A 13,000-nucleotide genomic window follows, 5' to 3' on the forward strand; every position below is an offset into this window, starting at 1 on the left:
GCTTGTTAAAACTCCCTAGATTATTCCAGATTCCAGAGTTGCTAATTCTATTGTTTCGGACTGCCGATGCTATGCTGAAAGCAGTTCTTCAAATCAAAGCTGGCGCTTTGACTATCACTCTTAACTGTAAGGGCTTGCGAAGGGTCGAATAGGAGTTTGTTATCGCTAGGGGTTAAGGTTTGGTGGAAAAATTCTTTACAGCGATTTTGCTCATCTGCAACAATAACTCGCGCTGTATGCCCTGTGCGTAAAACATCAGTGCGATCGCACCACTCGTAGGAGAATATAATCAGGATGTCTCCAGGCTGGCACATAAGCGCTCCCCCGCCATTGGGACAGACGCAACCCGTTCCTGCCTCTCCTGGCAGAGCATAGGTTGACCAACGGTTGCCGTTGCTGATGTTGACTATCTCCACTTCTTCGAGAGGCAGTATTCCGACTTTCTCCAACAACTCTTGGTCAATGGTGATACTGCCCACATAATCGCGCTTAGCATCGGTCACACGTACTCGATGAAGTTTAGCGTGCATCAGTCTGATTGTAGCCATATTACTCCTTTTGGTAGTCATAGTTAGTCCTTAGTTATTGCGATCGCTCCCCTGACTCCTGAATCCAATTAGGCTGAGGAGTGATCGTCTTTCAGATAGGAACTGCACGAAGATAGTGCAGCTATCCCTGAACCTGTTGCGCGAGGACGAGTATGGGGAAACTGGCTCAAGGAGTGATCGCTCTGTGCCTGCTCAAGAAAATTCCTTAGCCGTTCCGCTAAAACTCGTACATGAGGTTCCTTGACAATGGTGTAGTGATCGCCAGAAATTGTGTGAATCTCTACTCCACCGTCCGTTAACTGCTTCCAGCCCATTGTGGGGTCTGATTTTCCTGGCTCAATCAATTCCTCCGCACGAAATACCATAATCTGGTTTGGATAAACAACTGGCGTGTAGCTGCGCTCAGCTTGACGATTTGCCAAAACAACCTCTAGCAGACGGCCAATTTCAACCACTCCAGCATCAGGAAGCACAACGTTAACCGCCCTTGCCCGTTCCAGCACGTAGCTCAACTGCTCATCCGGCGCAAGAGACTGGAGAGCGCTAACCGATACAGTAAGCTCCTTTCCAAAATAACTGCCCAAATCCTTCGCAAACCAAGCTAGTGTGGCAGCAGTATCAACCTCCATCGGTTGACTGTTACGCTGGGGTGCTGAACTATCTATCAAAGCAAGCAGCGCCACTTGCTCACCTGACGAATGCAACTGTTGAGCCATCTCAAACGCTACCACTCCACCAAAAGACCAACCTCCCAGCAAATACGGACCTTGCGGTTGAATCTCGCGGATTGCCTCGATATAATAACTAGCCATATCTTCAACCTGTCTCTTTGGCTCCCCTTGCCCATCAATCCCCGACGCTTGCAAACCGTAAAAAGGTTGGTCTTCACCCAAATGACGAGCTAAATCCAGGTAACAAAGCACATTGCCCCCGATGGGATGAACGCAGAAAAAGGGAGGTTTTGTGCCATCTGGCTGAATCGCTACTAAAGGAGAACTCAAGAGAGAACCCGTCGCCTGACGCAGAATGCTTGCCAGATGCTCAATCGTCGAACTGGGAAAAAGCGTCGCTAGCGATAACTTTTGTCCAAAATGCTGCTCAATCTCCAGCATCAGGCGTACTGCCGATAGAGAGTCACCGCCCAGGTTAAAGAAGTCGTCTTTCACGCTAATGGGGTGAATACCCAGCACCTTTTCCCAAATATGAGCCAACTGAAGTTCCCAAGTGTCACGGGGAGCTATAAATGCAGTTGGTTCAATGCGTCTGCTGTCCCTTGGAGTGGGTAGTGCTTTGCGGTCAACTTTCCCATTAGAATTCAGTGGCAGGGACTCCAAGAACGTAAACCCTCCCGGGAGCATATAAGCTGGTAAGCGCTCTTTCAAGTAGGTGCTCAGGCTTTTATCGCATAGCTCTCCGGAAGTCGGTTGCTCGTTTAACACCAACTCTTGAGCGAATAGGCGATCGTAAAACAAGTTGCTCTTTGAGGGAGTTTTGTAGAGAAAAGAATCGTATTCAAATTCAAGGCGTTCTCCACTCTGTTTGAGCAAATAGCCTCGAATGTGATAGTCAGGACTTAACTGGTCTTCACTCAACCGAGCGCTACAAACGGCTTCAATTTTGTCTCCAGCCGCCACTTCAATACCCGGATAAAACACTGGAAAATAAACAGGTAGCCAGCTACCGACATAAGCTAGACTGTCAATGACTTCATTCTCAACCGTGTGTAAATTAAGCCATAACAAAAACCCATCAATTTGGCCACTTTGATTGATGGTAAGGCTTATCTGTCGGTCATATTCGGGATTAGAGACTTGATTGAAATCCAGGTACTCAAAAACATCTACAGTGGAGATGATGTTTGATTGAGGAAAATTTCGGAAAGATACCCTTAAGGGTATTTTCCCTCCGAGCTGGTTAAAAATCTGCTGAGTGTAATAACCCGATAGTTCCGAAAAGTGGGGCTGACTGGCAAACGTTTCAGGAAGATGAACAGCAGCGATGTTAGTCACGCAGCGCTGGGGAATCATCATTCCATCTTCCTTGAGAAACCTTCTGGCATCATTGAGAATCGAAACCGCTCCTTCTGAATTACCGATCGCGCCAATCAGTTCTGAAACACACAGATCGACTTTTTCCGGGAGTTGCACTTGGGTGGCATCCCCATGAATTACCGATATCCTGTCTGACAGTCCCAGAGATTTTACATAACTCGTTGCCTGTTCGTAAGCTTCAAGTTGCATCTCAATGGCGTAAACTTTCTTAGCGCCATGTTCGGCACAGAATTTCGCCCAAACAACATCCTTACCCGTGCCAATGTCTACAACAACTTTGTCCTTAACAACTTTTTTAAGTGCCACCTCATAACTATGATTTCTCACATGGTCATAAGTCATGGCATAGTACAGGATGGCATCATAAACTCGGTAGTCTCCCGGACAAGGCCATAGTTCTACCTGAGTGTTTTTGGATTTGGGAACGACATAGGCGACGAGGCGTTGCTTGCCTGATTTTTCTTCGTGAGCCACTACCACACTGTCTTGCACCAGTGGATGCTGATTGAGAGTTGCTTCGATTTCCTCCGTTTGAATGCGGAAGCCACGTACTTTTACCTGGTTATCAATGCGCCCCAGGATTTCGATATTACCGTCGCTCCCGATACGGGCTAAGTCCCCAGTTTTGTAGAGGCGAGAATTGGCTTCATCACTAAAAGGATTGCGGATGAACCGTTCCACGGTCAATTCGGGACGATTGAGATAGCCTCTTGCTAAACCAAGACCGCCAATATATAATTCACCCGTCATCCCTTTAGGCACAGGCTTTTTGTTTTCATCCAACAAATAAACCTGGGTGTTGGCAATGGGACAACCTATCGGTACAGAGTTGACATCCGGCAATTCTTTCCAGATATCTGGTTCGTAAAGCGTCGATGTAATAGTGGTTTCAGTCAGTCCATAGGCATTAAGCCAACGAACGCGATTACCCGCGATTTTCTGCCAACTCATCAATCGCTCTGGCAAAACCTTTTCATTACCAACCACAACTAAGCGCAGCGTGGAAGGTAATTGCGCCTGTGAACTAGATAAAGCAGATACCCATTCATGCCAGTAAGAAGCAGGCAGGTTGAGAACAGTCAGCTTTTCTCGCTCTATCAGTGCTTGAAACTCTGCAACAGTTGGAGTTACAGAATCAGGACGGAGAATGACAGTACCCTCGCTTAACCAGGTGGGGAATAACTCTTCTGCTGCAACATCGAAACTAATCGAAGCAAACTGTAAAATCCGATCCGTTGTCTGCAAATTATAGTGCTTGGCGATGGAAACACTGTGGTTGGCTAAAGCTTGATGCGGAATCAGAACTCCTTTTGGTTGCCCCGTAGAGCCTGAAGTGTAAATGACATAAGCTAGATTGTCAGATGTCATGCGGATGTCAGGGTTCTGCTCGCTGTATTGGGCAATCTCCTCCCAATCAACATCTAAACAAACCACTTTTGCCTCGTGTGGGGGAAGATTTTCTAGCCACCGTTTTTGAGTTAACAGCACTGGTGGTTGAGCATCCTCTAGCATCAAGGACAGTCGCTGTTGCGGGTAGGTTGGATCTAGGGGGACGTAGGCACCACCTGCTTTGAGAATACCCAGCAGTCCGATCGCCATTTCCAAGGAGCGTTCCACACCAATTCCAACTAGAACTTCCGGTTCCACTCCTAAAGAAATTAGGTAATGCGCTACCTTGTTCGCTCGATGGTTTAATTCCCTATAAGTGAGGCTTTCCCCCTCAAAAATCACGGCGATGCTGTCAGGAGTTTGTTCTACTTGAAACTCAAATAAGTGATGAATGCACAATTGTTGAGGTGTTGATGAATCAATGTTATTTGCCATTTGTTCTCTTGGTAGTCGCCGTTAATCCTGCAATACACTGTTTGTCTAAAGTTGAAAGAAGATCGCATCAAAGTTTAAAAACTGCATCAAGAGTCTCCATTCTGATTCCCCAACTCCTCTGGCGTCAGTCGGAAAAGTCGGATCGTTGCATAAACCCCTACACATTACGAAGATAACTTATGTCTTAATGAGGATGAAAAGCTTCTGCGTTGACCGTAAGTATCCATACAAGCTCACACTGCTTTACTGACAAAAGGCAACTTGGTAGAATGCCGATCAAAAGCCTCAGCGATCATTTCTGACATCAGTTGTGCAAACGGAATACCAGCCAGATGCAAGATAGTGCCAAGAGAGGTTTGGTTTAGGTCGGATAAGTCAGTCAGAGGTATAGAAGAAATGGCACAGTTAGCATTAACTTCCAGAACAAAAAGCTCTTGAGAATCTTTGTCCATGCGGATATCTACTCGCGCATATCCGTTGCCACCAATTGCACAATAAGCACGCTTGCTGAGATCGCAGAGTCTTTCACTCAAATCCGAAGCTACCTGTTGGCAATGGTAAAACGGTTCCGAGGATGACGATGAAGATTCTTCAAGGTGTTCGCCCCAGAAGTTATCGTAAGACCGAAATTGTTGGGTTTCAGGTAAGCTGGACTGAAACACCAGTTCAATCGGCGGATAGATTTTGAGGCTTTCCGGTTGTTGGGAATCACCTAGCAGGAAAACTGTAAATTCACGACCGCTGATAAATCGTTCTACAAAGATGCTGTCCGGCGGAAACTGCATCTCGTGTACCCCTTGCAGCAATCGCTGAACCTGTTTACTTACCTGTTCATCGCTTTCAACAACCGACTCTAGTGAAATTCCGATACTGCCATAGGCGAGTGCTGGTTTTACCAGTAGAGGTGTGCCAAGGCGATCGCAAACTCCCTGAACGCGGCTGGAGTCTAAAATAACTTCGTAAGGAGCAGTAGCTACGCTCGCCTCAATAAAAGCACGCTTCATCCAAATTTTTGATGCGGTGAGATGGTAGAATTTAGAATCTCCACCCGTAAAAATGATGCTTTTTTGTTCCAGCAATTTGATAACAGAAACACCAGGGCAGCCATCAATCTCATCATTACCATCACAATAGTTCAGTACCACTGGGATATACTCATTACTGGAAGCAGCTACCTCTTCTACAACTGCCTGCATATTTTCCAAGGTGAGCGGTTGCCACTTCCACTTCAAGCCGAGTTCTGCAAATACGTCTGCCAGTTCCTGACGACCTGTAGGAGTATCGTATTCTTCACTAATCAATCCTTGTTCTGTAATAAGGTAGGGAATAAACACCCAGACAAACAGCTTACTGCTAAGCACAGGTAATCTTTGTAACATTGATATTTTCTCTATTAATTGGTTGCAAAACTGTGGCATAGATTCCTCCTTATTGAATCAAATTCGTAGGTTAACCACTGACAACGAGGCACCCTTTATCCATCACAAACATCACATCTGCACGCAACGCATGAGCCATTTTGTGGGTAATGACAATCACCGTGCATTTCTTGGCAATGCGCTCTAAAGTTGTCATAATTTCCACTTCTGTTGCGGGGTCTAGCGCTGATGTGGCTTCATCCAGAATCAGAATGGCTGGATTTCTCACCAACGCCCTAGCGAGAGCAATTCTTTGCCGTTGTCCCCCTGATAGCTGTCCCCCCCTGTCGCCAACAGGAGTGTCATAACCTTGAGGTAAAGTCAAAATAAAATTATGAATTTCTGCGGCTTTCGCTGCGGCTTCTACCTCTTCATCACTCGCTTCCAGATAGCCCATGCGGATGTTTTCCCGCACTGAGCCATTAAACAAAATCACCTCTTGAGAAACCAGTCCAATTTGAGAACGCAGTGAGCGTATAGTGCAGTCGCGCAAATCAACTCCATCCAACAGAATGCGTCCCTTATCCGGGTCATAAAATCGTGTCAGCAAATTGACAATCGTACTTTTGCCCGCGCCACTCTGACCGACAAATACCGCAAAGTCTCCTTGGCGAATCTTCAGCGATAGATTTTTCACCCCGCCTCTATCTTTGGAGTAGCTAAAGCTAACATTATCAAAGTAAATATCACTCTGAAAATGTGGCAAATCAATCGCACCCGGTGCTTCCTGAACTTCAGGGATTTCCGCCAAAATATCATTGATACGTTGCAGTCCTGTCACTCCATCGATTAAATAAGGCAGCCCCCAGGTAAAGTTGAGGATAGTTGAATGTAAACCGAGCAATAGAACCTGATACGAGACGAGTGTCCCTACTGAAATCCAATTCCTGTAGGTCATCACCGCGCTAAGACTCAAAATAACCAACTGCACTAAGACAAAAGCGAGACTGGGAATTCTTTGCACTAAGCTAGACAGAAACTTCGCCCGGACATAAACCCGCTTCAAGTCATTCAACTGGGCAGAAAAATCTTTTGAGACTCGTTTTTCTAGACCGAATATCTTGACAACGGGTTGGGAGAGCAGATTCTCTTCGATTACGCTGGCGATGTGTCCTTCCTTTTGCCGCAGATGATAGCCTTCTTTGGTGGCACGACGGGCAACATTTGCTGGTGCAATTGCACAGAAAGTCAAACCGATGCAACTTAGAACAGCTAACTGCCAGTTAAGGGAAAATAGGAAAATTACCGAAAAAAGGATGTTACTCAGGCAAAAAATAACAACTGGCAAACCAAGAATGAGACTATTTTCTACCTTCTCTGCATCCGCTTGGAAACAGTTAATTATGTCCCCGACTGAACGTCGCCCAAAAAACTCCATTGAAAGGCTTTGGATGCGTTCAAATAGAGAACAGCGGATGTTGTTGAGTAACAGAATCCCCAATTTAGCTGATAAAAAATCACCAAGCAAGCCAACAACGATAAATACAATCGCTCCGCCTCCCAAGAGCAATAAAATCCAAACCAGAAGACTATAATTTTGAGGAACAATGGCTGCATCAATAATAAACTTGAAGCTGATCCTCATTGCTGATTCAAATGCTGCCTCAAAAATCTGACTGCTACAAAGGAAGATAGCTAGCCATCTATAAGGAGCAATATATTTATTAATTACCCTCACAAACTTCAAAAAAGGCATTGGGCTTTGACATAAATGGGTAATATTTGTCCGTATTATAGCGAGCCTAAATCATTTATCTAAATAGATATGATAGGGGTAGTGCCAAGAGTACCTATCTCGGAGTGATTGGGACAACCAAACGGGGGATTGTTCCTAGAAAAAATCACAGAATTATTTAGACACGCTATATTGCTTTTGTGTGGGTCGAACCCTCACTTTCACTTGGAAGACAGCTAACTGCACCCATTGTCCTCCCAAATCTTTCGGCACCTTTCAAAAAGTTGGCTCAGTACGAAATTTCTTACCGGACGCTGCTATTGCACCCATACGTCCGCTCTTGAATGCCTTGGCAGCAGTAATACTCGGATTTTTCGAGCTACTACCCTCTGTAGACTCAATTTAATCTTTTTGCAAGCCTTATCCCTCTGTTTGTTTATTTGTCATCTATCTCTCGACATACTTAGCTTAATTCTTTGGATAGATGCTTGTCAAGGGAAATCAATAAAACTTGTGTAAAGGAAACGTCATGGAAGGTAAAAATTCAACATTTCCTGGTTTGGGCCTGAGTAACTTAGAAAAAGGTTGAGAAGAAATGCCACAATTTACATTCACTTCTAGAGCAAATCGTTCTTGAGATAATTGGTACATCCTTATATCCCTCCGTCCATAGAGGATTTACTGATATAAAAATGATGGACGCACTATTCTGTAAATTACGAGCTAAACAATAGCCGTAATTTCACGATCGACGTGCGATCATCGCGCCCACTGTAAACAATAGGTCAGTAATTAAGTAGAACCCGCTTTTGTAGCGTTAAACCCTGACTATAACTGTATCGTTCAAAAGTTATGAAAGGCTATTAATTGCTTCCACAGCTTTTGAGACGCATCTTATCTCTATAATATTTCCCCTCCCCTGCCTTTGTAAGTCGGAAAAGTCGGATCGTAAAGTCGGAAAAGTCGGATCTTACATAATCTATCGAGCTCAGCTTAGGTGAATATCGGCAAAAAAAAGTTGCACGCTATATCACAACTTGTCTCTTAGTAAGTAGCCTGATTTCTTTAATTTCCTAACTTTTCGCTTTGTTGCTAGTCGTTAGTGTCGGCAGTGTTCAAGAAATCCGTCAGGCGTGCGGTGAACTAGATGACGGCAGGGCGAGGCATTGTCCACTCCGAACGCACGCCCAAGGACGAGCTCCGTAAAGAAGCCATCCTGCACGGCATCCAAACCTGGGTGGCACTTCCCGATGAACACGAAGGGCGTTGCTTAATCAGGGTATGAAAAAAATAAGTTGAAAATTCAGAAGCTTTGTAGATAATGGTTTCTAGGATTTGCATATTTAGTCTTTCATACCGTAAATCAGCAACGCCGAAAGAAGAAGCCAAAGCCAGGGTGGCAGATGCTTGATCAAAGCGGCGGGGCTGTGGAATAATTGCGGTTTAACAAAAGCTGCACAATTGTAGCTTGAGTTGATTTAGGTGTGAAGGTAGTGAACGAGGGCGAAAAAATTGCAGAGAACTGTGAAAGGAGTTGCCCAAAAGGTCCGAAGGCTGGGCGGCCGGCGGCCGGCAAATACGCCCCGGCGGTGGGCGAAGCTGAATCTGCTGGCAACATTGGTGCGCCGGGACTTGGAAGCTCAATACAAAGGCTCGATTCTGGGAAATTTTTGGCCGCTGCTGAATCAGCTATCGCAATTGGTGATTTACACATACGTATTTTCGATCGTCCTCAAGGTAAAGCTCAGCCTTGCAGGCTTCCCAGAAAACAGCGACATTACATTTGGAGTCTGGTTGTTTGCCGGTTTGCTGCCTTGGACTGCCTTCACCAGCGGTTTGATCAAGTCGGGAGTATCCGTGGTGGGGCAGCCGAATTTAGTGAAAAAAGTGGTATTTCCTCTCGGTTTATTGCCCCTAGTGCCGATTTTTACAGCTTTTCTTGAAAGTTCTCTGGGTTTAGCAGCTTTGATTGTGATAGTAGCAGTGTCGTCGCAAAAGCTCAACGCTACTTTATGCTTGCTGCCGCTAGTGTGGATACCTCAGTTACTGATAACTGCGGGTTTGGGATATTTGACAGCGGGCTTGACTGTATTTTTGCGAGACATTCCTCAGACATTAGGTGTTATTCTAAATTTTTGGTTTTATTTGACGCCGATCGTCTACCCAGCATCAATCATCCCCCAAGAGTGGCGAGTGTGGATATTTTGGCTGAATCCAATGGCCGCCATCTCGGAGGTTTATCGAGACCTCATACTGCTTGGAGAAGTTAAGCATTGGGGAGAATGGGGTGTCGCCACGCTAATTTCTGCGGCTATATTTTGTGGAGGTTTGGCGGTTTACCGGCGTTTGCGTCCCGCTTTTGCTGACGTGCTGTAAATTTGTTTGAGATTTCAAGTCAATCTAAAATCTAAAATCTAAAATCTAAAATCGATTGTGCTGTAAATATGTTTGAGATTTCAAGTCAATCTAAAATCTAAAACCTAAAATCTAAAATCGATTGACTGCCGCCAATGACAGAAAATGTAATTTCACTAAAAAATGTTTCCAAATGCTTTAAGCGGTACGATCGTCCAGGAGACCGCTTAAAGGAAATTATTTACCCCAGCAAAAAACTTGCTGACGAATTTTGGGCCCTACACGACATCAATCTGGAAATCCCTCAAGGACAAACTCTGGGAATCGTCGGCCGCAACGGTTCGGGGAAAAGCACTCTGCTGCAAATAATTGTAGGGACGCTGACTCCTACAACAGGAAGCGTCGATGTTAAAGGCAGAGTCTCCGCTTTGTTGGAACTCGGAAGCGGGTTTAACCCGGAATTTACCGGGCGGCAAAATGTATTTTTTAACGCTCAGTTACTGGGATTTAATCAAAAAGAAACTGAAGAAAAGTTTGACGATATAGCTGCTTTTGCTGATATTGGCGATTTCATTGAACAGCCAGTCAAGACTTATTCTAGTGGTATGTTTGTCAGGCTAGCTTTTGCCGTTGCGACTAGCGTCGAGCCAGATATTTTGGTGGTTGACGAGGCGCTTTCGGTGGGCGACGAAGCTTTTCAACGCAAGTGTTTTGCCCGCTTGCAAAGCATTCAGGAAGGTGGCGGAACAATTTTATTTGTTTCTCATGCTGCTACTTCTGTGGTGCAACTTTGTACCTCGGCGATTTTAATGGATAGCGGTGAATTGCTGCTCGCTCACACGCCGAAGGTGGTAATTTCTAAGTATCAAAAGCTGATTTATGCCGATCCGGATCAGGTTTTGGGGTTGAAGTCAGATATTCGAGCCCTGAACCAACTGACAAAACAGGAAAGTCAAGACCAGCTTCAGGATGCTAATTTAGAAAGCACAAAGAGGGAAGTTAAACCGGATCACCATCTCTCTAAACCCCAGGAATATTACGATGAATTTTACGATCCGGGGATGATACCGTCGAATACGGTAAGGTATCCGTCTCGTGGAGCGGAAATTATCAACCCCCACATCGAGACGCTGAAGGGGAATGTGGTAAATCACTTGCTCGGTCGTCAAGATTATATTTATACTTACTCTGTCACTTTCTCCCGGTCAACTTCCAAAGTTAGGTTTGGAATGTTGATTAAAACAATTAGTGGTTTTGAGTTGGCGGGTGCTTCTTTGAAGGCTTCTACTCAGTCAGTTAGGTATGTGGAAGCGGGAACGACAATTGTAGTGAAGTTTCATTTTAAATGTTTGCTGAATCCGGGTGTTTATTTTCTGAATGCTGGGGTTGTGGGAACGGTAGATGGAGATTTAACTTATCTGGATCGCTGCGTTGATGTGGCGATGTTTAGAGTTCAGTCTTGTACTGAGTCCTGCGGTAACGGCATCGTTGACTTGCTGATCGAACCGTGTTTAACTGTTGTTAATGCTGATGCTCTAGTAAAAGAGCAGTCAACAGAGGTTATCTAAAATTCTGTAAAAACAATGAGCGATATCAATTTAGATTTAGTAGAAAATTCCGTAATCAAAGCATTTATTCAAGATCAAGCTAAGTTTCCCGAAAAATTTAAACTGAATATCTGCGAAGACGATGAAATGTATTTGTTCAGCTTGAACAACGTCAAAGACGATCGCGATCGGGCTTTGGTGCGCTATTATTCGATCGGGCGTCGCATCTTGGATACGGTTAAACAAGTTGTGGAATGGCATTTTGGCAGTTTTGAAAATGTACCTTCTTTTCTAGATTTTGCCTGCGGTTACGGTCGATTTACCAGGTTTTTGATTCAGGAAATACCGCCGGAACGAATTTGGGTTTCTGACATTTATGCTAATGCGGTTAAGTTTCAAACTGAATACTTGGGCGTCAATGGTATTGTCTCAACTGGAAAACCAGAAAATTATTTAATTGACCGCAAGTTTGACTGCATTCTGGCTAATTCTTTTTTCAGCCATATGCCGGAAAGAACTTTTACAAGTTGGTTGCAAAATTTGTACGATTTGTTGACTCCTAACGGCATTTTAATGTTCAGCGTTCACGATGAGTGTTTGCGCCTAGCCAATATAGAAATGCCGGCTAATGGTATTTTGTTTAGTCCTCAAAGCGAAAGCCAGTCTTTAGATAAGGAGGAATACGGCACAACTTATGTAACTGAAAAGTTTGTGAGAGAATGTGTCGAGCGAGTTAGCGGAGGCAAAGCTTTTGTTCACCGTATCAAAAAAGGCATCTGCAGATTTCAGGATTTGTATGTGGTCACAAATGAGCTAGTTAGAGATTTTTCGGAGTTGAAATTCAATCATCACCCGGAAGGATATATTGATGTTGCTGCTTTTACGAATAAGGAAAATTTGTATCTGGAAGGATGGGTAGCTGATGTGAATCTCGACGGTCGAATTGAGGAACTGCAAGTGCTGGTAAACGGTGAGGTGGTACAGAGGTGCGAGCCTTTTTACGATCGCCCGGATGTGGCTGGATATTTTGAAACTAATGGGGCTTTGCAGTCGGGGTGGAGCTGTTATTTACCCAAAAACACTGTAGGGTTGCAGGATGTGTTAATAGTCAAAGCAATCAATAACTATGGTTGGGAATGGATTCTGGAAACTTGCACTGTTAAATCGCTGGTTAACCAAAGACAATCGCAGTCTTTGTTGGGTTCTACTCAGACAAAACTCAAATTACTTGAGACTCAGTTAGAGTCAGCTAGGATAGAATCGGATCAAAATCAAAGTAAGTTAATGATCACTCACACAAAGTTGGAAGAATCTCAAACAATTTTGCAAGAAACTCAAAATCAATTAGTTTCAGCTCAAATGCAATTGGAGCAAACTCAAAATCAGTTAGTATCTGTGCAAACGCAGTTGGAGAAAACAGAAAATCAGCTAATTAATCTTAAGCAAGAACTAGAGCAAGCGAAGTGTCGGGTTTTGGCAATGGAAAGCAGCAAGTTCTGGAAGCTGAGAAGCGCGTGGTTTCAAGTGAGGCAATCCCTGGGCTTAGCGGGAGAGTAGGGAGTAAATTTGGTGTGGGAATTAG

General features: G+C 44.6%; 8 protein-coding genes. 4 read left to right on the top strand and 4 right to left on the bottom strand.

What is annotated here, in order from left to right:
• Positions 1–47: 47 nt before the first annotated feature.
• From panD to QT979_RS06860, 4 genes are all read right to left on the bottom strand, one after another.
• Positions 48–548: an aspartate 1-decarboxylase gene (panD, locus tag QT979_RS06845; RefSeq protein WP_333308852.1), complete on the bottom strand. Its 501-nt coding sequence runs from the start codon at positions 546–548 to the stop codon at positions 48–50.
• A 68-nt stretch (positions 549–616) separates the two neighbouring features.
• Positions 617–4,423, bottom strand: a complete 3,807-nt coding sequence (locus QT979_RS06850) for an amino acid adenylation domain-containing protein (protein WP_333308854.1) — start codon at positions 4,421–4,423, stop codon at positions 617–619.
• 233 nt (positions 4,424–4,656) lie between these two features.
• Positions 4,657–5,802 carry a hypothetical protein gene (locus tag QT979_RS06855; protein WP_333308856.1) on the bottom strand — a complete coding sequence of 382 codons (1,146 nt, stop codon included), beginning with the start codon at positions 5,800–5,802 and terminating at the stop codon, positions 4,657–4,659.
• A gap of 70 nt (positions 5,803–5,872) precedes the next feature.
• On the bottom strand, positions 5,873–7,537 hold the full coding sequence (locus QT979_RS06860) for an ABC transporter ATP-binding protein (RefSeq protein WP_333308858.1): 1,665 nt from the start codon (positions 7,535–7,537) through the stop codon (positions 5,873–5,875).
• A 1,126-nt stretch (positions 7,538–8,663) separates the two neighbouring features.
• Here QT979_RS06860 and QT979_RS06865 point away from each other — a divergent pair.
• From QT979_RS06865 to QT979_RS06880, 4 genes are all read left to right on the top strand, one after another.
• Complete coding sequence (locus QT979_RS06865) at positions 8,664–8,801, top strand: pirin family protein (protein WP_333308860.1); 138 nt, start codon at positions 8,664–8,666, stop codon at positions 8,799–8,801.
• Positions 8,802–9,040: 239 nt separating this feature from the next.
• The gene (locus QT979_RS06870) at positions 9,041–9,892 is read left to right on the top strand and encodes an ABC transporter permease (RefSeq protein ID WP_333308862.1); all 852 of its coding nucleotides are present in this window, start codon (positions 9,041–9,043) and stop codon (positions 9,890–9,892) included.
• 134 nt (positions 9,893–10,026) lie between these two features.
• Positions 10,027–11,439, top strand: coding sequence for an ABC transporter ATP-binding protein (locus tag QT979_RS06875; protein WP_333308864.1), 1,413 nt, complete (start codon positions 10,027–10,029; stop codon positions 11,437–11,439).
• Positions 11,440–11,454: 15 nt separating this feature from the next.
• Entirely contained in the window at positions 11,455–12,975 is a 1,521-nt protein-coding gene (locus tag QT979_RS06880) for a methyltransferase (protein WP_333308865.1), read from the top strand.
• Positions 12,976–13,000 lie beyond the last annotated feature (25 nt).

The organism is Microcoleus sp. w2-18bC1, from assembly GCF_036700365.1.
Taxonomy (GTDB): Bacteria; Cyanobacteriota; Cyanobacteriia; order Cyanobacteriales; family Microcoleaceae; genus Microcoleus.

Bases quoted from the DNA above. Each gene is read 5' to 3' on its own strand.
- QT979_RS06865 (WP_333308860.1), top strand. From the start codon at position 8,664: ATGACGGCAGGGCGAGGCATTGTCCACTCCGAACGCACGCCCAAGGAC.
- QT979_RS06875 (WP_333308864.1), top strand. From the start codon at position 10,027: ATGACAGAAAATGTAATTTCACTAAAAAATGTTTCCAAATGCTTTAAG.
- QT979_RS06880 (WP_333308865.1), top strand. From the start codon at position 11,455: ATGAGCGATATCAATTTAGATTTAGTAGAAAATTCCGTAATCAAAGCA.
- QT979_RS06855 (WP_333308856.1), bottom strand. From the start codon at position 5,802: ATGTTACAAAGATTACCTGTGCTTAGCAGTAAGCTGTTTGTCTGGGTG.
- QT979_RS06860 (WP_333308858.1), bottom strand. From the start codon at position 7,537: ATGCCTTTTTTGAAGTTTGTGAGGGTAATTAATAAATATATTGCTCCT.
- QT979_RS06850 (WP_333308854.1), bottom strand. From the start codon at position 4,423: ATGGCAAATAACATTGATTCATCAACACCTCAACAATTGTGCATTCAT.
- panD (WP_333308852.1), bottom strand. From the start codon at position 548: ATGGCTACAATCAGACTGATGCACGCTAAACTTCATCGAGTACGTGTG.